Annotated in this window: 26 protein-coding genes and 1 tRNA gene; 13 read left to right on the forward strand and 14 right to left on the reverse strand. The window is 61.1% G+C overall.

Going from position 1 to position 24,658, the window contains the following annotated elements:
• Positions 1-9: 9 nt before the first annotated feature.
• Positions 10-1,452, reverse strand: coding sequence for a M81 family metallopeptidase (locus G9X64_RS33435; RefSeq protein WP_171378272.1), 1,443 nt, complete (start codon positions 1,450-1,452; stop codon positions 10-12).
• 290 nt (positions 1,453-1,742) lie between these two features.
• Between G9X64_RS33435 and G9X64_RS33440 the strand changes: the two genes are divergently transcribed.
• Positions 1,743-2,642 (forward strand): HNH endonuclease, encoded by a 900-nt coding sequence (locus G9X64_RS33440; protein ID WP_168309280.1) that lies wholly within the window; start codon positions 1,743-1,745, stop codon positions 2,640-2,642.
• Positions 2,643-2,780: 138 nt separating this feature from the next.
• On the opposite strand, the gene G9X64_RS33445 is transcribed toward G9X64_RS33440, so the two are convergent.
• Positions 2,781-2,855 (reverse strand) — tRNA-Gly (locus tag G9X64_RS33445).
• A gap of 256 nt (positions 2,856-3,111) precedes the next feature.
• On the opposite strand from G9X64_RS33445, the gene G9X64_RS33450 reads away from it, so the two are divergent.
• The 4 genes from G9X64_RS33450 to G9X64_RS33465 all read left to right on the forward strand — a co-directional run bounded on the left by G9X64_RS33450 (position 3,112) and on the right by G9X64_RS33465 (position 5,919).
• The gene (locus tag G9X64_RS33450; RefSeq protein WP_171378273.1) at positions 3,112-3,621 is read left to right on the forward strand and encodes a prolyl-tRNA synthetase associated domain-containing protein; all 510 of its coding nucleotides are present in this window, start codon (positions 3,112-3,114) and stop codon (positions 3,619-3,621) included.
• Positions 3,622-3,781: 160 nt separating this feature from the next.
• A complete protein-coding gene (gene trxA / locus G9X64_RS33455) occupies positions 3,782-4,756 on the forward strand; it encodes a thioredoxin (protein ID WP_168314857.1) in 975 nt (324 codons plus the stop codon).
• Positions 4,757-5,034: 278 nt separating this feature from the next.
• Entirely contained in the window at positions 5,035-5,721 is a 687-nt protein-coding gene (locus G9X64_RS33460; protein WP_171378274.1) for an LON peptidase substrate-binding domain-containing protein, read from the forward strand.
• 9 nt (positions 5,722-5,730) lie between these two features.
• Positions 5,731-5,919, forward strand: coding sequence for a Trm112 family protein (locus G9X64_RS33465; RefSeq protein ID WP_017966162.1), 189 nt, complete (start codon positions 5,731-5,733; stop codon positions 5,917-5,919).
• 43 nt (positions 5,920-5,962) lie between these two features.
• Here G9X64_RS33465 and G9X64_RS33470 read toward each other — a convergent pair whose 3' ends face one another.
• On the reverse strand, positions 5,963-7,177 hold the full coding sequence (locus tag G9X64_RS33470; protein ID WP_168314856.1) for a ubiquinone biosynthesis hydroxylase: 1,215 nt from the start codon (positions 7,175-7,177) through the stop codon (positions 5,963-5,965).
• An 84-nt stretch (positions 7,178-7,261) separates the two neighbouring features.
• Between G9X64_RS33470 and tesB the strand changes: the two genes are divergently transcribed.
• The 6 genes from tesB to G9X64_RS33500 all read left to right on the forward strand — a co-directional run bounded on the left by tesB (position 7,262) and on the right by G9X64_RS33500 (position 14,826).
• Complete coding sequence (gene tesB / locus G9X64_RS33475; protein ID WP_168309107.1) at positions 7,262-8,146, forward strand: acyl-CoA thioesterase II; 885 nt, start codon at positions 7,262-7,264, stop codon at positions 8,144-8,146.
• A 211-nt stretch (positions 8,147-8,357) separates the two neighbouring features.
• Positions 8,358-8,708 carry a P-II family nitrogen regulator gene (locus tag G9X64_RS33480; protein ID WP_017962468.1) on the forward strand — a complete coding sequence of 117 codons (351 nt, stop codon included), beginning with the start codon at positions 8,358-8,360 and terminating at the stop codon, positions 8,706-8,708.
• A 27-nt stretch (positions 8,709-8,735) separates the two neighbouring features.
• Entirely contained in the window at positions 8,736-10,163 is a 1,428-nt protein-coding gene (locus G9X64_RS33485) for an ammonium transporter (protein WP_171378275.1), read from the forward strand.
• 250 nt (positions 10,164-10,413) lie between these two features.
• Entirely contained in the window at positions 10,414-13,113 is a 2,700-nt protein-coding gene (locus G9X64_RS33490) for a DNA translocase FtsK (RefSeq protein WP_171378276.1), read from the forward strand.
• A gap of 139 nt (positions 13,114-13,252) precedes the next feature.
• Positions 13,253-13,921 (forward strand): outer membrane lipoprotein carrier protein LolA, encoded by a 669-nt coding sequence (locus G9X64_RS33495; RefSeq protein WP_168314853.1) that lies wholly within the window; start codon positions 13,253-13,255, stop codon positions 13,919-13,921.
• A gap of 101 nt (positions 13,922-14,022) precedes the next feature.
• On the forward strand, positions 14,023-14,826 hold the full coding sequence (locus tag G9X64_RS33500) for an exodeoxyribonuclease III (RefSeq protein ID WP_168313627.1): 804 nt from the start codon (positions 14,023-14,025) through the stop codon (positions 14,824-14,826).
• A 47-nt stretch (positions 14,827-14,873) separates the two neighbouring features.
• Here G9X64_RS33500 and G9X64_RS33505 read toward each other — a convergent pair whose 3' ends face one another.
• Both G9X64_RS33505 and G9X64_RS33510 read right to left on the reverse strand, forming a co-directional pair.
• Positions 14,874-15,329 (reverse strand): cyclic nucleotide-binding domain-containing protein, encoded by a 456-nt coding sequence (locus tag G9X64_RS33505; RefSeq protein ID WP_171378277.1) that lies wholly within the window; start codon positions 15,327-15,329, stop codon positions 14,874-14,876.
• A 138-nt stretch (positions 15,330-15,467) separates the two neighbouring features.
• Entirely contained in the window at positions 15,468-16,151 is a 684-nt protein-coding gene (locus G9X64_RS33510) for a response regulator transcription factor (protein WP_027666953.1), read from the reverse strand.
• Between the two features lie 167 nt (positions 16,152-16,318).
• Here G9X64_RS33510 and G9X64_RS33515 point away from each other — a divergent pair, with 167 nt between their 5' ends.
• Both G9X64_RS33515 and G9X64_RS33520 read left to right on the forward strand, forming a co-directional pair.
• Positions 16,319-16,840: a L,D-transpeptidase family protein gene (locus tag G9X64_RS33515; RefSeq protein ID WP_171378278.1), complete on the forward strand. Its 522-nt coding sequence runs from the start codon at positions 16,319-16,321 to the stop codon at positions 16,838-16,840.
• Positions 16,841-16,970: 130 nt separating this feature from the next.
• Complete coding sequence (locus G9X64_RS33520; protein ID WP_171378279.1) at positions 16,971-17,801, forward strand: aldo/keto reductase; 831 nt, start codon at positions 16,971-16,973, stop codon at positions 17,799-17,801.
• 86 nt (positions 17,802-17,887) lie between these two features.
• Here the strand turns inward: G9X64_RS33520 and G9X64_RS33525 are convergent, their stop codons facing one another.
• From G9X64_RS33525 to rpsP, 9 genes are all read right to left on the reverse strand, one after another.
• Positions 17,888-18,241, reverse strand: coding sequence for a cell surface protein (locus G9X64_RS33525; protein WP_168312953.1), 354 nt, complete (start codon positions 18,239-18,241; stop codon positions 17,888-17,890).
• A gap of 314 nt (positions 18,242-18,555) precedes the next feature.
• Entirely contained in the window at positions 18,556-19,965 is a 1,410-nt protein-coding gene (gene leuC / locus G9X64_RS33530; RefSeq protein WP_020052055.1) for a 3-isopropylmalate dehydratase large subunit, read from the reverse strand.
• 67 nt (positions 19,966-20,032) lie between these two features.
• The gene (locus tag G9X64_RS33535) at positions 20,033-20,269 is read right to left on the reverse strand and encodes a hypothetical protein (RefSeq protein WP_168314732.1); all 237 of its coding nucleotides are present in this window, start codon (positions 20,267-20,269) and stop codon (positions 20,033-20,035) included.
• Positions 20,251-21,063 (reverse strand): amino acid ABC transporter permease, encoded by an 813-nt coding sequence (locus G9X64_RS33540; protein ID WP_168314849.1) that lies wholly within the window; start codon positions 21,061-21,063, stop codon positions 20,251-20,253. The genes G9X64_RS33535 and G9X64_RS33540 overlap by 19 nt, the downstream gene beginning before the upstream one ends.
• Before the next feature lie 16 nt (positions 21,064-21,079).
• On the reverse strand, positions 21,080-21,877 hold the full coding sequence (locus G9X64_RS33545; RefSeq protein ID WP_168314848.1) for a basic amino acid ABC transporter substrate-binding protein: 798 nt from the start codon (positions 21,875-21,877) through the stop codon (positions 21,080-21,082).
• Positions 21,878-22,022: 145 nt separating this feature from the next.
• Positions 22,023-22,577 (reverse strand): 50S ribosomal protein L19, encoded by a 555-nt coding sequence (gene rplS, locus G9X64_RS33550; protein WP_003582945.1) that lies wholly within the window; start codon positions 22,575-22,577, stop codon positions 22,023-22,025.
• A gap of 336 nt (positions 22,578-22,913) precedes the next feature.
• On the reverse strand, positions 22,914-23,597 hold the full coding sequence (gene trmD, locus G9X64_RS33555) for a tRNA (guanosine(37)-N1)-methyltransferase TrmD (RefSeq protein ID WP_168312950.1): 684 nt from the start codon (positions 23,595-23,597) through the stop codon (positions 22,914-22,916).
• Positions 23,597-24,166 carry a ribosome maturation factor RimM gene (gene rimM / locus G9X64_RS33560; protein WP_168312949.1) on the reverse strand — a complete coding sequence of 190 codons (570 nt, stop codon included), beginning with the start codon at positions 24,164-24,166 and terminating at the stop codon, positions 23,597-23,599. The genes trmD and rimM overlap by 1 nt, the downstream gene beginning before the upstream one ends.
• A gap of 113 nt (positions 24,167-24,279) precedes the next feature.
• On the reverse strand, positions 24,280-24,651 hold the full coding sequence (gene rpsP / locus G9X64_RS33565; protein ID WP_003543667.1) for a 30S ribosomal protein S16: 372 nt from the start codon (positions 24,649-24,651) through the stop codon (positions 24,280-24,282).
• Positions 24,652-24,658 lie beyond the last annotated feature (7 nt).

Genomic DNA, 24,658 nt, shown 5'->3' on the forward strand with positions numbered 1-24,658 from the left:
AGGTGAAACTCAGGCCGGCGTCGAGCGTGCGGAGAGAAAGACCTGCGGCTCGAAGGCAAAATCCTTGTCGAAGGGGTAGGTCGGATGCTGCTTGCGCAGCCGCGGCAGGCGCTCGACGAACTGGTCGACGACACCTGTTGATAGCGCCATCAGGTTCGGGTTGGCGATCGGCGCCAGTTCCGGCGAGAGATAGCCCGATTTGACGACGATGATTTTCGCCCGGTGCGGGTCGAGGCCGAGCTGGGTGAAATCGACGATATTGTGATAGGGCCGGCGTTTGGCGGAAAGCACGAGATCGATGCCACTGACCGAAACCACCGCCTGGCGGTCAGTGGAATCTGATGTCTCATGCAGGAATTTGACGGTGAAGCGGGCAGAGACCGGCTTGCTGCCCTTGGTATCGAGCGAGGCGCCGACGCTGAGCTCCAGTTCCGCGCCGATGCCGGCGGTATAACAGGCCTCGGTCGCCGCCTTGTCGGCGATGCCGGCAAAGACGACGCCGGTGGCACCCCTGGCGATCAGCTCGGCCAGCACGTCGGCCCGGTCCCCGACGCCGCCACCTGTCGGGTTGTCACCGGATTCGGCCAGCACCACAGGGGCGGTCGGGCTTGCGATCGCCCTTTCGACGCATTCCTCGAGCGAACCGGTCTCGCAACCGAAGACGAAGTCTTCGCGCGCATCCCAATACGCCCTCGCGAGACGTTTGGCCTCGCGCTCCAACGCGGTGCGGTTGGTGCCGGTCATGATGGCGGCGGCGGTGGCGCGCGGTTCGTCGGCCCAGACATAGCCGACCATCAGCGATGCATCCCAGACGCCGTCGATTGCATCGATCCCCGGCAGCATCTCATAGAGGCTCTTTGCCGGCTCATCGACGGTGCTGGTGCGCTCGCCGGGCAGCACGACGGGGATTGGCGCCCAGAGAACGATCGGCCTCTCGCCGGTTCTCAGGCTTTTCACCAGCATGGAGACGGAGCGGCGCATCGTCTCCTCGACATCGATATGCGGTGCGGTGCGGTAGGTGGAATAGATGTCGAGCGCATCGATGATGCGCTGGGTGACGTTGCCGTGGAGGTCGTAGCTTGCCGAAACCGTGCAATCTTCGCCGACCAGCGCACGGGCCGCACTGATCCAGTCGCCCTCGGCATCCTCCATGCCCTCGACATACATGGCGCCGTGCATGGCAAGATAGAGACCGTCGAGCGGCAGCATCGGCTTCAGCCGCTCGAGGAATTCACCCTTGAAGGCCTCGTAGGTGGCACGCGAAACCGGGCCACCGGCAATGGCCCGGGCATGGATCGTCGGCAGGAACTCGGCATCGTAATCCTTGAGGAAGGCGAAATAGGGCGCTGCCAGCAGCGCCTCGCCGCGCACGATGCGGAAATCCTTCTCTTCGTTCAAGACGGGATTGTATGTGCTGCATTCGATATGAATGCCACCGACGGCGATGCGCATAGGAAACCTCAGTTGATGTTGGGAGCAATCAGGAATTTATGGGTGGTGGCGGCACCCGGCGCAGACGCTGGCGTCGATGCGCCAGGTGAGGATCAATGTCGTCCAAAGGAACTCGCGTTGCGATAAACTGAACATAAAGGTTCCCTATTCAAAGACGCGTCCATTTTGCCCCGACAATAAATTTACAATCGAACCAATCAACCAAAATAATTACGAGCTTGATTGGGGGGCGCAGGCGAGTGGGTGGTGTGGTGCCTGTGCAGCCAAAACGGATATGTTATACGACGATCATGGGATTAGGGGTTTTCATCCACCGCTCAGATTCGATCTATGACGACAGCCCGGCGGAGCAATATCAGTTTCCCAGCCAGTATCTCCATCGTGTCCAAGCATGCGTCGGCGACTGGATTATTTACTACGAGCCTCGAAAGGTCTCCGAGACTCGAGGTTATTTTGCTGTAGCGAAGGTGCAGCAAGTCGTTCGAGATTCCACCACATCGGGCATGTATCTAGCGCTGATCGAACCTGGAAGTTATCTCGACTTCGTCCACCCAGTTCCCTTCAGCGGTGCCGACGGTGTCGTCGAGCGCGGTGTGCTAAACGCGGAAGGTCGAATTTCCGGCCGCGCGCAGTCGGCGGTTCGTCCAATCTCGACGGACGACTTCAGCCGCATCGTTGCGCTGGGCCTCGATGATCGCGAACCATTGTTGCCACGCGTCGATGCGAGGGCATCGCCTCCAGGTTTTGGGGAAGAGCAAGCGCCATTCCAATTCGAACAGAGCCGCGACCGAGTGAGCTATATAGCGTCCCGAATTGTGCGAGATCGCGTTTTTCGCCAAGTCGTTTTGAGCGCCTATGATAAGCGCTGCGCAATTACCGGGCTCAAGTTGATCAATGGCGGAGGGCGGGCAGAAGTCGATGCGGCGCATATCCGGCCGGTCGAGGCGAACGGTCCCGATATCGTCAGCAATGGGATTGCTCTATCCGGCACGGCCCATTGGATGTTTGATCGAGGATTGATCGGGCTCACCGACAATCTCGAGATTCTGATTTCACGACAGGTCAATGATCCCGATGCAGTACGGGGTTTTATCAACAAAACCGGTCGCGCGATTGCGCCCCGAAGAGCATTTGAGCGACCGCATGCGCATTTTCTGCAATGGCACCGCGAGCACTGCTTCAAGCAGTAAATATGTCGCCGTTATTTTCGGCAATCGCGCAACGAAGAAGCCGCACCTTGACAAACATGTGCGAGCTACGAGCGGCCCGAACTAGCGGGACGGACATCGTGCCGTCCGTGTATCCAAGCTGAACAAGTCGGGAGAAACTGGAGCGGGCGAAGGGATTCGAACCCTCGACCCCAACCTTGGCAAGGTTGTGCTCTACCCCTGAGCTACACCCGCTCAATCCGCATCGGTCCGGGGTAGTTGTTGGACCGTGGGCGCCGCCTCGCGGCGACCGGCGCTATATGGCCTAACGGGTTTTCAAATGCAACAGGGAAATGACGGAGAGGCGAAGAAAAATTCCAGTGTTCGCAGACGCCCGGCGGAAAGGCCGCAAATGCGGGGCAAAGCGTCGGTCGCAAAGATTGCCAAACGACGTGGACCGACTTAATCAGGACGCCTCGCTTTTTTCCCTTCCTGTCCAATGGATTGCCCCATGTCCGAAAATGCCCCGAAGACAAGAGAAGAATTGTTTGCCTTTCTCGACGGGCTCGGCATCGCCCATAAGACGGTCGACCATGCGCCGGTCTTCACCGTGGCGGAATCAGTGGCCCTGCGCGATGAAATCCCCGGCGGCCACACCAAGAACCTGTTCGTCAAAGACAAGAAGGACAGGTATTTTCTGCTGACCGTGGAGGAAAATGCCGAAGTCGATCTCAAGCAGGTGCATAATTTGATCGGCGGGTCCGGCCGGGTCTCCTTCGGCAGGCCGGAGAAGCTGATGGAGTATCTCGGCGTTGCTCCGGGCTCGGTGACGGCCTTCGGCGCGATCAACGATACTGCGGAGAATGTCACCTTCGTGCTCGATGCAGAGCTGATGGCGCACGAGATCGTCAACTGCCATCCGCTATCCAACGATGCGACGACGTCGATTGCGAGCAGCGACCTTATCCGCTTTATGGAAGCGACGGGACATAAGCCGCTTGTATTGAAAGTGACGTCCTGACATACGATTTTAGCGCTAAAGCGCGTCGCGATCTTTTAGATTCGCTTGTCGCGCTTTAGTCTTTGGTTTTGCGCATGTCTTTATCGCAAAACCGCCACACAGTTTTGCGCGACATGCTTTAGCAAAGACGCCGGCAGGATCGGCGCGGCGGGAGATACCTATGAGCGGCAGCGACAACCCCTATAACGGTTCCTTCGGAAATCAGATGACGGCGACGACACGCTTTAGTGCTGCGCCGGAACCCGCGGCTGCGGCCGGCAGCTACATCACGGATACGACGACCGCGAATTTCGCCAAGGACGTCATCGAGGAATCGCGCAAGCAGCCGGTGCTGGTCGATTTCTGGGCGCCCTGGTGCGGTCCGTGCAAGCAGCTGACGCCGGTCTTGGAAAAGGTAGTCAACGAGGCCAAGGGCCGCGTCCGGCTGGTCAAGATGAACATCGACGATCATCCCTCGATCGCCGGCCAGCTCGGCATCCAGTCGATCCCCGCTGTCATCGCCTTCGTCAACGGCCGTCCTGCCGACGGTTTCATGGGCGCGGTGCCGGAAAGCCAGATCCAGCAGTTCATCGACCGTATCGCCGGTCCGGCCGGCGCCGATGAGGCGGCCGAAATCGAAGCCGTGCTTGTGGAAGCGGCGGAACTGCTTGCCGCCGGCAATATCAACGAGGCCGCTCAGCTTTATGGCGCCGTCATGCAGGCCGATCCCGAGAACGCCAAGGCGCTTGCCGGCATGGCCGAATGCATGATTGCCGCCAACCAGCATCAGCGGGCACGCGAAATCCTGACGGAATTGCCGGAAGAGCTGGCGAAAGACGCCGGCATCCAGGCCGTGCTGATGAAGCTCGAGCAGATCGAGGAGGCCCGCAAGCTCGGCGATCCTGTTGCGCTCGAGCGCGAACTGGCCGCCAATCCCGACGATCACGAGGCGCGGTTGAAGCTTGCCAAGATCCGCAATGTCGAAGGCCGGCGCGACGAGGCGGCCGACCATCTGCTGCTGATCATGCGCAAGGACCGCACCTTCGACGATGATGGCGCCCGCCGCCAGCTGCTACAGTTCTTCGAGGTCTGGGGCTTCAAGGATCCGGCGACGGTTGCAGCGCGCCGCAAGCTTTCGGCGATGCTGTTCTCGTAGGGCGCCGGTGTCCGACAGGACGCGCTACGGACGGTCTGTCGCATTGAATCCGGGCATGATCTTTTCCGAAAGTCGATTCCGATTTTCGGGGTATTCGCCACTGCATAATTCCTTAAATCGGAATCGATTTAAGGATTAAATTATGCAGCGATTCAAAGTGTTGCAGCGTGATTTGCGCGTCTAAAAAGACGCGCGGCGCTGTAAGTTCGAGCATCTGCCCTTGCGTTTTCGGACGAGGGCACCACATTCTCGTCAGGACGGGCAAGCCCGTTACAAGAATGTGGGACGGTTTCATGCAAGTCGGGAATGCCAGATACCTGAAGCCGGGCGATCTGCCTGATTCAATCGCTGTCTTCCCCCTGACCGGCGCCCTTCTCCTGCCGGCCGGGCAGCTTCCCCTCAACATTTTCGAGCCGCGCTATCTGGCGATGCTGGATGCGGCACTGAGCGGAAACCGGCTGATCGGCATGGTGCAGCCGGCACTCGGCGAACATGAGGACAAGGGCGGCGAGCCCAACCTTGCCGCTGTCGGCTGCCTCGGCCGCATCACCTCCTTCGCCGAGACCGGCGATGGGCGCTATATCGTATCGCTGACCGGCGTCTGCCGCTTCCGGTTGCTGGAGGAGAAACCGACCAGCGATCCCTTCCGCATCTTCCGTATCGCCCCTTTCATCGCCGATCTCTCGGCCGCAAACGAGGAGGAGGCGGTCGACCGCGCAGCGCTTCTCACCGCCTTCAAGGCCTATCTCGATGCCAACAAGCTGGAGGCGGACTGGGAGAGCGTCGAGCGGGCAAGCAATCTGACGCTCGTCAATTCGCTGGCGATGATGTCGCCCTTCGGGCCGGCGGAAAAACAGGCGCTGCTGGAAGCGCCCGACCTGAAGACGCGGGCCGAGACGCTGATCGCCATTACCGAAATCGTGCTGGCGCGCGTCTTCGGTGACTCCGACACGGTTCTGCAGTAGACTTCAGCCATGGACGAAAAACTCAGCCGCGTTGATCCAAAGCTGCTCGATCTCCTGGTCTGCCCGCTCTCCAAGGGCCGGCTTTCCTATGATCGCGAGCAGAATGAGCTTGTCTCGGAAAAGGCGCGGCTGGCCTATCCGATCCGCGACGGCATTCCGATCATGCTGGTGTCCGAGGCCCGCCGCCTCGACGACTAAAACACGTCGCAGTTTTCCGTCCGGAATTTCGTAAGAACACAGGTCAAATCGTCTGGCCGGCAAGCAGCCGCGGATTGTCCTTTGCCGTCGTTCCGGCCGCCTGGCCGATGAAGAAGGATTTGAGGCGCGGCAGCCGGTCGACGATGCCGAGGCCGACGTCGCGGGCGATGCGGATCGGCGTCGCGTCGTTGGAGAAGAGCCGGTTCAACACGTCGGTCGTCACCCCCATGCGGAAAGTGTCGAAGCGCCGCCAGGTCTGGTAGCGCTCGAGAATGTTGATCGAGCCGATATCGAGGCCGAGGCGGTCGGCCTCCACCACGGTTTCGGCGAGTGCCGCCACATCCTTGAAGCCGAGATTGAGCCCCTGACCCGAAATCGGGTGGATGCCATGGGCGGCGTCGCCGGCCAGCGCGAAACGAGGCGCGACGAAGGAGCGGGCGAGCGTCAGGCCGAGCGGGAAGGCGCGCTTGTCGCCGATCACTTTCAGGTTCCCAAGCTTGTGGCCGAAGCGGCGTTCGAGCTCTTCCTCGAAGATCAGGTCGTCGGCGGCGACCAGCCGGTCGGCTTCATGCGTCCGCTCGGTCCAAACGAGCGAGGAGCGATTGTTCTTGAGCGGCAGGATGGCGAAGGGACCGGCCGGCAGAAAATGTTCCTCGGCGCAGCCGTCATGTGGCCGCTCATGCTCGACCGTCGCAACGATGCCGGACTGGCCGTAGTCCCAGGTAACGCTCCTGATGCCGGCGAGATCGCGCAGCGTCGAGCGCACGCCGTCACAGGCAACCAGCAGCCGGGTTTCCAGCGCGCTGCCGTCCGAAAGCGTGACGGTGACATGGGTGTCATGGGTCTTCAGCTCCGTGGCGCCGAGCCCGTGGCGGATGTCGATGCCGAGCCGCTCGCAGGCGCCGCGGAGTGCCGCGACCATCGCGACATTCGGGATCATGTGGGCGAAAGGCCGGCCGTCGGCCACTTCTCCGTCGAAGGTCAGAAAAACCGGACGCACCGGATCGGAGGTCTTGGAGTCGGTGACGATCATCTTGGTGATCGGCTGGGCTTCCGGCTCGATCTCGTTCCAAATGCCGAAAACCTCGAGCATCTTTGCCGCCGCCGCGATGATGGCGGAAGCGCGCGTATCGTTTTTCCAGACATGCTCGGGAGCCGCCTCGACGACCGCGACATTCAGATGGGGTGCTGCCTGTTTGACCGCGACAGCGGCGGAAAGGCCGACATAACCCCCGCCCACAACCAGCATGTCCAGCATCGCGCCGCTCCCTTACCTTGTGCCTTAGATGTGCTCTATATAGATCATCGCAACTTCACTTCCTACCGCTGGGAGACATAGAAAATGACGGGCGAGACGACCGGGCTTTCGGCGATGGAGACGCTGCTTTCGACACTCGACCTCGAGCCGATCGAGGTCGATATCTTCCGCGGCCGCAGCCCCAAGGTCGGCTGGCAGCGGGTCTTCGGCGGGCAGGTGATCGGCCAGGCGCTGATGGCGGCGCAGCGCACCATCGAGGGCGAGCGTTTCGTCCATTCGCTGCATGCTTATTTCATGCGTCCCGGCGATCCCACGGTGCCGATCATCTACCAGGCGGAGCGCATCCGCGACGGATCGAGCTTCAACACGCGGCGTGTCGTCGCGATCCAGCATGGCAAGGCGATCTTCGCGCTGTCGGCCTCCTTCCAGGTAGAGGAGCCGGGCTTCGAGCATCAGATCGCGATGCCTGAGGTGGAGATGCCTGAGGCGCTGCTCGGCGAGCAACAGATCAAGGAACAGTATCTCGCGCACGCGCCGGAAGCGATCCGAAAATACTGGCAGCGCGAGCGGCCGATCGAGATCCGTCCCGTCTCGCTGACACATTATTTTTCCGACAGGAAGCTCGATCCGAAACAGGATGTCTGGGTGCGCGCCACCGGCCCGGTTCCCGACGACCGGCTCTATCAGGCGGCGGTGCTTGCCTATCTTTCGGACATGACGCTGCTCGATACGTCGCTCTATGCGCACGGAACGTCCATCTTCGACCAGAGCCTGCAGGTGGCGAGCCTCGATCACTCCATGTGGTTCCACAGACCCTGCAAACTCGACGACTGGCTGCTTTATACGCAGGACAGTCCGTCGGCTTCAGGCGCCAGAGGATTAACCCGGGGTAGCCTGTTTACACGATCGGGTAGCCTGATCGCATCGGTTGCGCAGGAAGGCCTGATTCGGAAAAAGGCAAATGAATAAAAATTGTGCAACTTTATAAATTTGCGCTTTATTTGTGCGCTTACTGGCCAATCATTTGCCTGTTTATTGGCGCTCTTTATTATAACCTTTACTTTTCAATAACTTAAGACACGCCTCGAATCTGGCACATCCCTTGAATGTGTATTGGCCGGTCGCTGTTCAGGAACGTCAGCGGCAAGGAGAGTCGGCTCCGCGCCGAGGATAACGAAGGATGGGAAACCAGATGAAAATTGTGATGGCCATTATCAAGCCGTTCAAGCTCGATGAGGTCCGCGAAGCCCTTACGGCGATCGGTATTCAGGGGCTGACCGTAACCGAGGTGAAGGGCTACGGGCGCCAGAAGGGGCACACCGAAATCTATCGCGGCACCGAATATGCAGTCAGCTTCCTGCCGAAGCTCAAGATCGAAATCGCGGTTGCATCGGAACTCGTCGACAGGGCGGTCGAGGCCATCGCGGCAGCGGCCAAGACCGGTCAGATCGGTGACGGCAAGATCTTCGTCTATTCGATCGACCATGCCGTGCGCATCCGTACGGGCGAAACCGATTCAGAAGCGCTGTAAGAACGGCAGATCAAGGAGCTTTTTCCAATGTCAATTTCGAAGTTTTCTTCCACCTTTGCGCGTCTTTGCGCAGCTTCGGCCGCCCTTTTGGCGCCGGCCGTCGCTTTCGCGCAGGAGGCTGCACCAGCCGCCACTGCCGCTGCTGCTCCTGCTCTCACTATGGACAAGGGTGACAATACCTGGATGCTCGTCTCCTCGGCGCTCGTCCTTCTGATGACCATCCCCGGCCTTGCGCTTTTCTACGGCGGTCTTGTCCGTGCCAAGAACATGCTCTCGGTGCTGATGCAGGTCTTCATGATCACGGCCGTCGTGGCGCTGATCTGGGTGACCTACGGCTATTCGCTCGCCTTCACCGACGGCGGTTCGCTGAACAGCTTCGTCGGCGGCTTCTCCAAGGCTTTCCTGGCCGGCGTCAACACCTCGTCGCTCGTAGAAACCTTCTCGAAGGGCGTCGCCATTCCGGAATACACCTTCATCGTGTTCCAGATGACGTTTGCCTGCATCACCCCCGGCCTTATCGTCGGCGCATTCGCCGAGCGCGTCAAGTTCTCGGCCGTCATGCTCTTCGTCGTGCTCTGGGTCACCTTCATCTACTTCCCGATGGCACACATGGTCTGGTTCTGGGGCGGTCCGAGCTCCTACACCTCGCCGGCCGGCCTGATCTTCTCCTACGGCGCAATCGACTTTGCCGGCGGCACGGTCGTTCACATCAATGCCGGTATCGCGGGCCTTGTCGGCGCCATCATGCTCGGCAAGCGCACGGGCTATAAGAAGGAAATCATGGCTCCGCACTCGATGACGCTGACCATGGTCGGCGCCTCGCTGCTCTGGGTCGGCTGGTTCGGCTTCAACGCCGGCTCCAACCTCGAAGCTAATTCCTATGCCTCGCTTGCCTTTATCAATACCTTCGTCGCAACGGCTGCTGCCGCTGTGTCCTGGTGCATCGTCGAAAGCCTGACCCGCGGCAAGGCCTCCATGCTGGGTGGTGCTTCCGGTGCGGTCGCCGGTCTCGTTGCCATCACTCCGGCGGCAGGCTTTGCCGGCCCGATGGGCGCGATCGTTCTCGGCCTCATCGTTTCGCCGGTCTGCTACTTCTTCGTCGACGTCGTGAAGAACAAGTTCAACTACGACGACAGCCTTGATGTCTTCGGCGTCCATTGCATCGGCGGCATCATCGGCGCTCTCGGCACCGGTATCCTCGTCAACCCGGCACTCGGTGGTGCAGGCATCGTCGATTATTCCACAGCCGACTTCGCAGCCTCCTATGCCGGCACGGCAACCCAGGTCTGGAACCAGGCCAAGGGCGTGCTGACGACGCTGCTGTGGTCGGGCATCGGCTCGGCGATCCTCTTCAAGATCGTCGACGTCGTCATCGGCCTGCGTGTGACTGTCGAAGCCGAACGCGAAGGTCTCGACCTTTCGACCCATGGCGAAGCCGCCTACCACTCTTCTTGATCACAGGGTTTGCGGCGCCCGGCAGAAGGGCGCCGCTTCACGGCCCGTCGCGGCCTATCTAACCATAGACCGCATTTGGCCCGGACCTTTCAAGGTTCGGGCTTTTTTCATTTCCCGGTTCGGAATGCACGTCCAGGCATGCATGGTTAACATCGCTTTAACCCGGCTCTGATTAGGTAGAGCGGACGCATTTTGGCACGGCGAAGCTTCAGCGATTCGCGTGTCCTCAGGCATTGGACGGGTTAGACACATGGCAAGAAGCACGTCGCCGGCAATGGATGGCCGTCCGGATCGGTTCTCCTTCTCGGCATTCATGCTGCGGCAGATCCAGGCGCTCATCGGCTTTGCGATCTTTCTGCTGCTGGCGTTCTGCGTCGCGGCACTGGCGACATGGAATGTTGCGGATCCGAGCTACTCCTATGCGACCGCCAACTTGCCGACGAATATTCTCGGCTACAGCGGTGCTGCCTTTGCCGATATCGTCATGCAGTTCCTCGGGCTTGCTAGCGTCGTTTCGATGCTGCCGATCGTCGCCTGGGCGCTGACACTGATCTCGGGCCGCCGCTTCAGCCGTATTCCTGCCCGTGCCGGCGCCTGGTTCGGCGGTTCGGTGCTATCCTGCGCCGTCCTCGGCTGCTTTCCGCCGCCGCTCACCTGGCCGATCCCGAACGGCATCGGCGGTGTCATCGGCGACATGATCCTGCGTTTTCCCGCACTCTTCGTCGGCGCCTATCCGACGGGCACCTTCGCCATGGTCGTCGGCTGCATCTTCGCCGCGCCGACCGCCTGGCTGATGCTCTTTGCATCGGGGCTCGTCGGCCGCAGTGACGCCGACGAGGAGATCGAGGAAGACTACGTCGATACGCGCAGTAGCAAAGCCCGCGTCGTCGGAGACGAGGACGAGGAGGAAGACGAGTCCCGCTGGGTCGCTCTCAGCGGTGCCGTGACGCATGCCTGGTACATGAGCCAGGGCCGGCTACGCCGGCTCTTCGGCATGGGGCCGCGCAAGCGGCGCCAGGGCGATTACGAATCACCTTATGATTTCAACGATGACGAGTTCGGCACGCTGAACGAACCCGTCCGCGCCAAGGCGCCGACCGTCCGCGGCGAGCGCATGGAGCCGTCGATGGAGCCATCGATGGGGGCAAGGGCGGCTTCGCCGCGGCGCATCGTCTCCGCACCATCGTTTTCCATCGATGACGATGACGATAATGACGACGACCTGCCCTTCGATAACGACATGCCGCCGCGCCCGGCCGATATCCTGCCCGACGACGATGACGACGACGACTGGATGATCCGCGCGCCGGCAAAGGCGGCCGGCAAGCCGGAACCGCGCGTCGTCCCGGTGGTCGCGCGTCCGAAGCCCAGCGCCCGCATCGAGCGGGAGGCGCAGGGCTCGTTCATCCGTCCCGAAGGCTTCCAACTTCCCTCGATGCATCTGCTCGCCGAACCGAAGAACGTCGTGCGCGACTCCACGCTTTCGGCCGATGCGCTGGAGCAGAATGCCCGCATGCTCGAAGGCGTGCTCGAAGATTTCGGCGTCAAGGGCGAGATCATCCATGTCCGCCCCGGCCCTGTCGTCACGCTCTACGAACTGGAGCCGGCGCCCGGCATCAAGTCGTCGCGCGTCATCGGCCTTGCCGACGATATCGCCCGCTCGATGAGCGCCATTGCCGCCCGCGTCGCCGTCGTGCCCGGCCGCAATGCGATCGGCATCGAATTGCCGAACCAGACGCGCGAGACCGTCTATCTGCGTGAGCTGATCGCCTCCCGGGATTTCGAGGGCAGCAAGGCGAAGCTCGCCATGGCGCTCGGCAAGACGATCGGCGGCGAAGCCGTGATCGCCGATCTCGCCAAGATGCCGCATCTGCTCGTCGCCGGCACCACCGGCTCCGGCAAGTCGGTCGCCATCAACACGATGATCCTGTCGCTGCTCTATCGCATGACGCCGGAACAGTGCCGGCTGATCATGATCGACCCGAAGATGCTCGAACTCTCCGTCTATGACGGCATCCCGCATTTGCTTTCGCCTGTCGTCACCGATCCGAAGAAAGCCGTCGTCGCGCTTAAATGGACGGTGCGCGAGATGGAAGAGCGCTACAAGAAGATGTCGAAGATCGGCGTGCGCAACATCGACGGCTTCAACACCCGCGTCGAGCAGGCGCTGTCGAAGGGCGAGGCGATCTCGCGCACGGTGCAGACGGGATTCGACCGCCATACCGGCGAGGCTATGTACGAGACCGAAGAATTCGATCTGCGGCCGATGCCCTATATCGTCGTGATCATCGACGAGATGGCCGACCTGATGATGGTCGCCGGCAAGGATATCGAAGGCGCCGTCCAGCGTCTGGCGCAGATGGCGCGCGCCGCCGGCATCCACGTGATCATGGCGACACAGCGTCCGTCGGTCGACGTTATCACCGGCACGATCAAGGCGAACTTCCCGACCCGCATTTCCTTCCAGGTGACCTCGAAGATCGACAGCCGTACCATTCTCGGCGAACAGGGCGCCGAACAGCTGCTCGGCATGGGCGACATGCTCTACATGGCGGGCGGCGGGCGTATCCAGCGCGTGCACGGCCCGTTCGTTTCGGATGTCGAGGTGGAAGAGATCGTCTCTTACCTGAAGACCCAGGGCTCGCCGCAGTATCTCGACGCGATCACCGCCGATGACGACGAAGATGGCGATTACGGCGGTGGCGGCGGCGGTCCGGCCGGCACGTCCAATCTTTCCGAATCGGAAGATCCCTACGACCAGGCGGTCGCCATCGTGCTGCGCGACGGCAAGGCATCGACCTCCTACGTCCAGCGCCGGCTCGGCATCGGCTATAACCGTGCGGCCTCGCTCGTCGAGCGCATGGAAAAGGAGGGCATCATCGGACCGGCCAACCATGCCGGCAAACGCGAGATTCTCGTTCCGACCGAAGGCGACATCCTCGACCGCTGACATAACAGGCATATATTTCCGATGCAGCCGCTTTTGGGGAAACCTGATAGCATCGAAGCCGTTACCTCTCGCAGGCCGATCGCAACGCCTTGAAGACGCCGCCTTTCGGCAGCATGCAGATCGCATAAAGGAGATTTAGATGAGTCACTCCGATACCTTCCTCTCCGGCCTGACGGTAACGCGCCGCGACCTTCTCGGCGCCTTTGCCCTCGCGGTGATAGCGAGCGCCATTCCCCTTGGCGCTTACGCGCAGGCGGCAGCTCCTGCTTCCGGCACGGCGCAGGCGATCGCCGATCATTTTTCCGGCGTCACGACGATGCAGGGTGAATTCGTGCAGTTCGGCCCGCGCGGCGAGCAGACCGGCGGCAAGTTCTTCATCCAGCGCCCCGGCAAGCTGCGCTTCAACTATGACGATCCGTCGCCGATGCGGGTGATCGCCGACGGCAAGAACGTCGCCATCGGCAATACGAAGCTGAAGACCTGGGATCTCTATCCGCTGTCCAAAACCCCGCTCAGCCTACTTCTGGCGCAGCGTATCGATCTGTCGGCCGGCATGGTGAAGGGCGTGAAGGAAGAGTCCGACCTGACGACAATCGCGCTCGGCAACAATACGGTGTTCGGAAACTCGACCATCACCATGATGTTCGACCCGAAGACCTACGACCTGCGTCAGTGGACGATCACCGACAATCAGGGCAAGGACACCTCGGTGATGATCTTCAACGTCAAAACCGGCATGCAATTCGACGATCGCGTTTTCCGCGTGCCCTATGAGACCATTCCAGGCACGCCTCAGTCGCGCGACTGAGGCCTTTTCGGTTGATCGGCTGCTCCTTTTACAAGCGGCCGGTTCCCTCGCGTCCGCCTTTGTTTTAAAGCCCTTTCATGAAAGCGTGAAAGGGTTTGGGCATGGGTTTTTCGATCACCACCTGGAATATCAATTCGGTGCGGCTGCGCATGCCCATCGTCGAGCAACTGGTTCTCAAGCATAGGCCCGATATCCTCTGCCTGCAGGAAACCAAGGTGACGAACGAGCTGTTTCCAGCGGCACCGCTGAGGGCGATGGGCTACGATCACATCATCATCCATGGCCAGAAGGGCTATCACGGCGTGGCGATCGCCTCGCGCATTCCGTTGACCGAGGATCACCGGCAGGATTATTGCGGCGTCGGCGATGCGCGCCATATCTCGGCGATCTTCGAGCACGGCAATCGCCGTGTTCGGCTGCATAATTTCTACGTCCCGGCCGGCGGTGACGAGCCGGATCGCACGATCAATCCGAAATTCGGCCACAAGCTCGATTTCATCGAGGAGATGAAGCTGCTGAAAGCCAATGGCGAGGCCAACACCTCAGCCATCCTCGTCGGTGACCTCAACATCGCGCCGCTGGAGCATGACGTCTGGTCGCACAAGCAGCTTCTGAAGATCGTCAGCCATACGCCTGTCGAAACCGAGGGGTTGCTCGAGGTGATGAAGCGCGGCGCCTGGCTCGATCTGATGCGCCAGCATGTGCCTGAAAACGAGAAACTCTACACCTGGTGGAGCTACCGCGCCAAGGACTGGGAGGCCGCCGACCGCGGCCGCCGTCTCGACCATATCTGGTCGTCGTCGGATCTCGGGCCGCATCTGAAGCGGATAGAAATCCTGAAGGAGGCGCGCGGCTGGGATCGTCCCTCCGACCACGTGCCAGTGACGGCGCATTTCGATTTCTAAGCGGTACAGCTTCGTGGAAGCGCAGGGATTCTTATCGCTAACAGGGATCAGTTGAAGCGGTAGAATTGGCTTGCGGCCATTGCCGCGAGTTCGGCAAGATTGTCGCGGATCCGGTTCTCGATCAGCCGGGCTGCGTCCGGATATTCCTCGATCAGCCGGTGAAAGAGGGCGCGGGTGATGCGGATGATGCTGGTGTCCTCACGTGCTACCGCGGTGAACTTGCGCTCCACCAACGTCACCAGCGCCAGCTCGGAAACCAGGGTTCCCGGACCGGCGATCCCCCCTGTCCTCTGCATGCCGTCGCTGCTCGTCGCGCTCAGCTCCAGGCTACCGCTGAGGATGACATAGGCGCTCTCGGCGGGCGAGCCCTGGCGAAACAGCATCTGGCCGGCGGCAATCATGCGCCGGTCGGCGCCGAAGGCGATCAACCGCAGCTGATCCTCGTTCATGTCCTTGAACAGAGGAAGCTGCGCGAGCATGTGAATGTCGTCGGTCAGCGCCATGCGGGCTTTTCGCCTTAGAGCAATTCCAGCAAAGTGCCTGGCGGTTTTGCCAGGCAAAGCGTGAAACGCTTTTGCCGGGAATTGCGTGAAAACAAAGAGATAGAGCACTTCCGTGATTCAGGGAAAAACGGAAATGCTCTAGGGTATGATCTTGTAGCCGCCGTTTTCCGTGACGAGGATTTCGGCATTGGAGGGGTCGCGCTCGATCTTCTGGCGCAGGCGATAGACGTGGGTTTCCAGCGTATGCGTCGTCACGCCGGAATTATAGCCCCAGACCTCTTCGAGCAGTATGTCGCGGGTGACGACCTTCTGTTCGGCGCGGTAGAGATAGCGGATGATCGCCGCTTCCTTTTCCGTCAGCCGGATCTTCTGGCCGTTATCAGTGGTCAGGAGCTTCTGACTCGGCTTGAAGAGGTAGGGGCCGACGGTGAAGGTTGCGTCCTCGCTCTGCTCATGCTGGCGCAGTTGCACGCGGATGCGCGCGAGCAGCACGGCGAAGCGGAAAGGCTTGGTGACATAATCGTTGGCGCCGGCTTCGAGACCGAGGATCGTGTCCGAATCGGTATCGTGGCCGGTCAGCATGATGATCGGCGCCTTGAAACCGCCCTTGCGTAGCAGCTTCACTGCCTCGCGGCCGTCCATATCGGGCAGGCCGACATCCATGATCAGCAGGTCGATCGGCATCGAGCGGGCGGTCGCGACACCTTTGCCGGCGTTGGCTTCCTGCAGAACCGTGAATTCCTCATACAGCGACAATTGCTCCGTCAGCGTCTGTCGAAGGTCATCGTCGTCATCCACCAGAAGAATGGTGCGTGCGGTCATGCCGTTTGCGTCCTCATGTTAAGTCCCCTAGTCCTACGCCAAATTCCTGGTTTGGCAAGGATCGGGCAGCGGGCTGTTGCCGGGTCGGTTTCGATATGATTTCAATCGAAGCCCCAGACAAGGCACGACATGCGAGAAAAATGGAAAAAGCAAGGCAGAGGCGAGGTATGACGCCGTCGACGATCATGGTGCGTCCTGCGCCGGGGCGCAAGAGCCGGGCGATCGTCCGGCTTGGCGCCATCACCGTGCCTGCTGCGATCGGCCGCTCCGGCCGCACCGTGATGAAACGCGAGGGCGACGGCGCCACGCCGATCGCCTCGATGAGGCTGATATCAGGCTTCCGGCGCGGCGAGCGGAACGGCCGGCTCGTCACTCCCCTTTCCATCCGCCGCATCCGCCCCGACATGCTCTGGTGCGATCAGTCTGGCAGTGCCAGCTACAACCGCCTCGTGCGCGCGCCGTTCAGCGCAAGTCACGAGGAGATGCGGCGCAGCGACGGGCTCTACGATGTCTGTCTGGTGATGGATTGGAACATCTCCTCGCGTGCGCGCAATCGCGGCTCGGCGATCTTCTTCCATCTCATCCGGCCAGACTACGAGCCGACGGCGGGCTGCGTGGCGGTGAGCCTGCGCGATATGCGCCGCCTGCTGCCCCACCTTCGAAAGGGAACGATTGTCCGCGTCGTCTGATTGTCTTCCGGATGCGGCCGCCTATATGTTTTCGGTGACCGAACGCTCGGGCTGAAATGCGTTTAGGGACATCCGCAGGCGCGGTGCAATTCATGCCTCGTCCAATTCTTCAAACTCCCGGAGATATATTGTGACCGCTCAACCCATCATCACTTTCCATGACGGACATTCCATTCCGCAAGTCGGCCTCGGCGTCTGGCAGACGCCGCAGGAGGTCGCTGCTCCCACCGTGCGAACGGCGATCGCCGCCGGCTATCGTCACGTCGATACCGCTTCCGGTTACGATAACGAAGAGGGCGTCGGTGAAGGCATCCGCTCTTCCGGCCTCGACCGCAAGGATATCTTCGTCACCACCAAGCTCAGGAATACCGATCAGGGCTATGACAATACGCTGCGCGCCTTCGACGGCAGCCTGAAGAAGCTCGGTTCCGAATATGTCGACCTCTATCTCATTCACTGGCCATCGCCGCATCGCGGCCTTTATACAGAGACCTGGAAGGCTTTCGTGCGCATCCGGGAAGAGGGCCGCGCCCGCTCGATCGGCGTGTCGAATTTCTATCCTGAACATCTCGAGCGCATCATCGGTGAAACTGGCGTCGTCCCCGTCATAAACCAGATCGAGCTGCATCCCGATTTCCAGCAGAAGGCGGCGCAGGAGGCTCATCAGAAGCTGAATATCGCCACCGAATCCTGGAGCCCGCTCGGGCAGGGCAAGTTCGTCTCGAACCCTGTTATCGGCGAGATCGCCAAAAAGCATCAGAAGACGCCGGCCCAGGTCATCATTCGCTGGCACATCGACACCGGCCTCGTCGTCATCCCGAAATCCGTGACGCCGTCGCGCATCGAGGAGAATTTCCAGGTGTTCGACTTCAAGCTCGATGCCGACGATATGGCCGCGATCGCCAAGCTTGATAGCGCCGACGCCCGCATGGGGCCGGACCCGCACACGGCGACCTTCTGATCGCCGTCCCAATCATTGCCAAGCCAATCAGCGGCCGCCTCGGGAGAGATCACCCGCGGCGGCCTTTGTATGACAGGCCTGCCGCTTCAATAATTACATTTGGACGAGCCGTTGGTCGGGGTAAAACCGTAGTTGCAGGCATTGTTCAGGCGCTGCGGCCGTCCGATCGAGCCGGTATGTTCGTCCGAAGCGAAGGCGCGCGAGGGATACCAATAGCCGTTCGAGCTCTTGGTATAGCCGGGCCGGGCGCTGCTATAACCGCGATATCCATTGAGAGTTGGTGCCTTGCTTTGCGCGACCTGTTGCCACAAGCCGGAAGAGACCGTGATCGGCGGTACCGTCGGATGGATCGGCGCAGCCGCAGCGGCATCGATTGATGCCAGCGATGCGAACACGCCCAGAATGGTTTGCGGCAGGCGTCCTGCCATTTTCTGTCTCATGGTTATTCTCCCAGATCACACAACACGGAGCTGGCCTAGCCAGGCCAGTGATCGCCGAAACCGGCAATGGACGCCCGAAATCGTGCCTGTCGAAAGTCGCGCGACTTGCGCCTGAAGCGCCATCTCGATGAAGCCATAGGCCTTCGCCGATGTCGATTGCCCGAACGGGTGAAATCGAGAAGGCGTGCCATGCACCGACGAGACTATGGGATCATTACCCGTCAGGTGCCGAGGAAACAGGGTGCCATAAAATGCGAAGCCCACCGATGCGCAGGGGCATCGGTGGGCTTTTGATTGTCATCCGTTTTGACGGATCAGTTCCACTCGCGGATATCGACGAAGTGCCCGGCGATCGCGGCTGCGGCTGCCATTGCCGGCGAGACGAGGTGCGTGCGGCCCTTGAAGCCCTGACGACCTTCGAAGTTGCGGTTCGAGGTCGATGCGCAGCGTTCGCCCGGCTTCAGGCGGTCGTCGTTCATGGCAAGGCACATGGAGCAGCCCGGCTCGCGCCAGTCGAAACCGGCGGCCTTGAAGATCTTGTCGAGGCCTTCGGCTTCCGCCTGTTCCTTGACGAGGCCGGAGCCCGGCACGATCATTGCGTCGACGGTTGGGGCAACCGTCTTGCCTTCGACGACCTTGGCGACTTCGCGCAGGTCCTCGATGCGGCCGTTGGTGCAGGAGCCGATGAAGACGCGGTCAAGGGTGATGTCGGTCATCTTCGTGCCCGGCTTCAGGCCCATATAGTCAAGCGCGCGCCACTTGGAGGTGCGCTTGGTTTCGTCCGGAATGTCGTCCGGGTTCGGAACGATGCCCTGGACGGAGATGACATCTTCGGGCGAGGAGCCCCAGGAAACGATCGGCGGCAGGCTGGCGGCGTCGAGCACGACGACACGGTCGTAGTGAGCGCCCTCGTCGGTCTGCAGTGTCTTCCAGTAGGCGATCGCCTGTTCCAGCGCCTCGCCCTTCGGCGCGCGCGGCTTGCCCTTGATGTATTCGAAGGTCTTTTCGTCAGGGGCGATCAGGCCAGCGCGGGCGCCGCCTTCGATCGTCATGTTGCAGATGGTCATCCGGCCTTCCATCGACAGCGCGCGGATCGCTTCGCCGGCAAATTCGATGACGTGGCCGGTGCCGCCGGCTGTGCCGATCTCGCCGATGATGGCAAGAATGATGTCCTTGGCGGTGACGTGCGGCGGAAGCACACCGTCGACCCGCACCAGCATGTTTTTTGCCTTCTTCTGGATCAGCGTCTGGGTCGCCAGAACATGCTCGACCTCGGAGGTGCCGATGCCGTGCGCCAGGGCGCCGAAGGCGCCGTGCGTCGAGGTGTGGCTGTCGCCGCAGACGATGGTCATGCCGGGCAGGGTGAAGCCCTGTTCCGGACCGACGATGTGGACGATGCCCTGGCGCTTGTCGCTTGCCGAATAATATTCGACGCCGAATTCGGCGGCGTTGGTGGCCAGCGCTTCCACCTGGATGCGGCTTTCCTCGTTCTTGATGCCGAGATGGCGGTCGGGCGAGGTGGGGACGTTATGGTCGACGACGGCAAGCGTCTTTTCCGGCGCGCGAACCTTGCGGCCGGTCATGCGCAGGCCTTCGAAAGCCTGCGGCGAGGTGACTTCGTGGACCAGGTGGCGGTCGATGTAGAGAAGACAGGTGCCGTCTGCCTGTTCGTCGACCAGATGATCGTCCCAGATCTTGTCGTAGAGGGTACGCGGTGCGCTCATGGCGTTAAGTCCGTTTTTCTAAAGCTTTTGGAAAATCGAGAAATGGCAGATCAGGCTCCGCCGGCCGTCATTCGATCAACGAAGTCGGCTGTTGAGCGCACCGGACACGCACGCAAAAAACCGTGCCGGCAGGCGATAATGGTCCTGCAGCACGAAAATATGCGCACCAATGCATCTGAACTTGGATTCCATGGCCCTGCATATAGCGATTTTTCGCGGCGGCTTCAATTTGAATCATCAGCAGACGCTCTGCGGCCGCTCCGCGGCGCGGCGGGTATTGATCGCTTACCGCGACTTCATCCATCTCTCCGTCCGCCGCAGCGCCAGCGACAGGCCGATCGTCAGGATCAGATAGATATAGGTGACGATCGAATAGGTCTCGAAGAAGCGGAAGGAGCCGGCAGCATAGACCTTGCCCATCTGGGTGATGTCGGCGACTCCGAGCACGGAGACGAGCGAGCTGTCTTTCACCATCGAGACGAAATCGTTGGAGAGCGGCGGGAAGATCACCCGGATCGCCTGCGGGAAGACGACGGAGCGAAAGCGCCGGTAGCGCGACAGGCCAAGCGCCTTGGCTGCCTCGATCTGGCCCAGATCGACCGACTGGAAACCGGCCCGGAAGATTTCGGCGATGAAGGAGGAATAGCCGACCGTCAGCGCGATGATCGCTCGCCACATCAGCGAGAGATCGCGCACCAGGATGGGCTCGGCTACGCCTGATGTCACCAGCGGTGAAATCAGGAAATTATAGCCTGCAACCAGAGCCGGCGCGCCGACGAAGGCGACGTAGAACAGCAGCACGAGGATCGGTATGCCGCGGATGATCTCGATGTAGAAGCGCGCAATCTGCCGCAACACCTGGCTGTCGGCCATGCCAAGCAGGCAGATGCCGAGGCCGAGCACGGTGGCGAGCACGAAGGCGACCAGCGTGACGAAGACGGTGATGCCGACACCGTTGACGACGGTGCGGAAGACCTGGGCGTAGATATCGTTGGCGACGATGACGGCGGCAAGCACGATGCCGATCGTGACGAGGGCGACCAGCCACCAGGGATAGTCGTCCTTGACGTGTCTGTCGGGAGATGGTCGCACTGCCATCAATAGTTGCTCGGCGTCATTCGCCCATCTTGTAGTCGAGGAACCACTTCTTGTTCAGCGTATCGAGCGTGCCGTCGGCCTTGAGTGCTGAAATGGCGGCATTGACCGGGGCGACAAGGTCGGACCCTTTCGGGAAGATGAAGCCGAAATCCTCGGTGCCGAGCGGTTCGCCGATCAGCTTCAGGGCGCCGTTCGAGGCATCGACATAACCCTTGCCGGCGGTGCCGTCGGTCAGCACGACGTCGACGTCGCCGGCCTTCAGGGCCTGGACGGTGGCGCCGAAGGTTTCGAAGAGCTTGATGCGGGGGTTCTGCTCGTTGCCATCAAGCACTTCATAGACGGCGGTGTAGAAAGGCGTGGTGCCGGGCTGTGCGCCGACCAGGCCATCCTTGAATTCGCCGAAGGACTTGGCATCGGTGAAGCGCTTCTCGTCGCCGCGCACGAGCATGAACTGCTGCGAGCGCATATAGGGGTCGGAGAAATCCACTTTCTGCTTGCGGTCTTCCTTGATGGTGATGCCGGTCATGCCGATGTTGTACTGGCCATCGGACACGGCCTGGATCATCGCGTCCCAGCTGGTGTTCTGGTATTCGACCTTGAAATTCAGCCGCTTGGCGATCTCGTTCATCGCATCATATTCCCAGCCGATCGCCTTGCCGGATTTCGGATCGACGAATTGCAGCGGCGGATAGGCATTCTCGGTGACGACGACGACGCTCTTGCCGCCGAGATCGGGCAGCTCGGCGGCCGATGCGGCGAGGGGTAGAAGAGCAAGGGCGGCGAAGCTCGCAAGAACGGTACGGCGAAACAACATTGAACGGTTCCCCAAAATTGAACGGCAAAAACTGTCACGGAAGATAGGTCTGAGGCAAGGCCGCCCACTGCGTGCCCGAGCAAAAAATAGAAAAGGCGACCCGAAGGCCGCCTTTCCAAGCAAAGAATTTTGCGTAGCGCAGATCTTATTCTGCTGCCGGTTCCGCTGCAGCGGCGGCTGCTTCTGCGGCGGCCTTTTCGGCAGCGGCCTTGGCTTCCGCAGCTTCGGCTGCTGCCTTCTCGGCGGCGAGCGCCTGAGCTGCTGCAACCTTTTCAGCTTCGATGCGTGCCTTTTCCTCGGCAATAGCGGCGCGCTCGGCGTCGTTAAGCTTGCGGGCGCGGACGCCGGTGTCTTCAACGATACGGGCAGACTTGCCGCGACGGTCGCGCAGGTAATAGAGCTTGGCGCGACGGACCTTACCGCGGCGAACGACGTCGACGCTTTCGATCATCGGCGAGTAGACCGGGAATACGCGCTCGACACCTTCGCCGTAGGAGATCTTGCGAACCGTGAAGTTTTCCTGCAGGCCGCCGCCGGAGCGGGCGATGCAGACGCCTTCATAGGCCTGAACGCGGGTACGGGTGCCTTCCGTGACCTTCACGTTGACGCGGACGGTGTCGCCCGGGGAAAATTCTGGAAGCGTGCGCTTGGCTTCGATCTTGGCGGCCTGTTCGGCCTCAAGCTGCTGAATGATGTTCATCGTCTTAACCTTTGGTTCTTCTGAAACAGCCAGAGCGCTCAACACTGATCCTTCGGAACTGGCCTCAGGACTTTGCCCGTCAAGGGCGGGAGCGGATTCGCCATTCTTTGTTTGCTGGCAGACGGGGATAAACCCCATTTCCGCGTGCGCCAATACACGAAAGGCCAGGGCTTGTCATCCCTTGGGCGGCATTTTTGTGAAAAGGGCTGCGAAATCAGCCGCTTTTTCTCACTTTGCAGCGCCGCGCGCCTTTTCAGACGCGCAAAGGACGCTGTAACACTTTGAATCTACGCATCGTGCTTTCCGAAAATCGATCCTGATTGTCGAGCCGATGCGCTAGCCTTTTTCGAGCAGATCCGGCCGCCGCTCCCGAGTCAGCCGCACCGCTTCCTGATGCCGCCATTTTTCGATGGCGCCGTGGTTGCCCGAGGTGAGGATCGCGGGGATTTCCCGGCCTTCCCACTCCTGCGGGCGGGTATAATGCGGATGTTCCAGCAATCCGCCTTCGAAGCTTTCGTGCAGGCCGGAAAGATCGTTGCCCATGACGCCAGGCAGGATGCGGACGATTGCATCGAGCACGATCAGCGCCGCCGGCTCGCCGCCGGATAGGACGTAATCGCCGATCGAGACCTCTTCCAATCCGCGCGCCTCGATCACCCGCTGGTCGACGCCCTCGAAGCGGCCGCAGACGATGGTGACGCCGTCGCCGGCCGCCAGCTCGCGCACACGCTGCTGCGTCAGCGGCCGGCCGCGCGGGCTCATCAGCAGCCGCGGGCGGGTATCGTTTTCTGAGGCACTGTCGATTGCGCGGGCGAGAATGTCTGGTTTCAGCACCATGCCGGCGCCGCCGCCTGCCGGGGTGTCATCGACAGTGCGGTGTCTGTCGGTGGCAAAGTCGCGGATCTGTACCGTGTCCAACGACCATTGCCCCCGCTCCATCGCCTTGCCGGCGAGCGAGAAGCCCAGATGCCCCGGAAACATTTCCGGATAAAGTGTCAGCACGCTCGCCCGGAATGCCATCACTTCTTCTTTTTCGGCTTGTCGGGAGTGAATTTCGAAAGTTCTTCCGGATCGTCGGCCAGACCTGCCGCCAGCGGATCGATCAGCAGCGTGCCGGCCTCGAGGTCGATCTCCAGTACCGAGGCTTCGGAGAAGGGGATCAGCACCGGGCGTTTACCCGGACCCTTGAGTTCCAGCAGGTCGCCGGCGCCGAAATCGAAGACGCCGGTGACCGTGCCATAGCTGACGCCCTTGTCGTCGCGCGCCTCGAGCCCTTCGAGATCGGCATAGTAGAACTCATCGTCCTCCAGCTCCTCGTCCGGCAGGTTGTCCCGCTCGATATAGAGTTCAAGCCCGTTCAGGGCCTCGGCGGCATTGCGGTCGTTGACGCCGCGGAAACGGACGACGACAACATTCTTCATCTCGCGGATTTCGAGGACTTCGAAGCTACGGCCGTCCATGCTGTGCAGATGGCCGTAGTCGCCAAGGGCGCTCGGATCGGCCGTATAGGCCTTGGCGCGCACCTCGCCCCGGAGGCCCTGCGCGCCACCGATCGTCGCCATCAGAACGGGGTTTTCAAGCTTTGTCATGGGTTCCTTCATGTGAAGCCGAAAGACAGGTTTCTCATAAACGAAGTGTGGGCGATTGGAAACGAAAACGGGCGGCATGTCGCCATGCCGCCCGCTCGAAGGGAAAGTCCCGATTATTCCGCGGCGTCGGCAGCAGCAGCTGCGGCGTCGGCAACCTTCTGAGCCTTTTCGGCGGCGCGTTCCTGGGCGCGCTTGCCAGGCTTTGCCTTGACCGGGTTGTTCTTGACTTCGCGCTTGGCAACGCCGGCCTCATCGAGGAAGCGCAAAACGCGGTCGGTCGGCTGAGCGCCGTGTTCGATCCAGTGCTTGATGCGCTCGGCGTTCAGCTGAACGCGCTTCTCATCGTCCTTGGCGAGCATCGGGTTCCAGGAACCGAGGTTTTCGAGGAAGCGGCCGTCACGCGGGCTGCGCGCATCGGCGAGAACGACGTGGTAGTACGGGCGCTTCTTGGAACCACCGCGGGCGAGACGAATTTTCAGTGCCATGTTCTTT

Source organism: Rhizobium sophorae, from assembly GCF_013087515.1.
Taxonomy (GTDB): domain Bacteria; phylum Pseudomonadota; class Alphaproteobacteria; order Rhizobiales; family Rhizobiaceae; genus Rhizobium; species Rhizobium sophorae.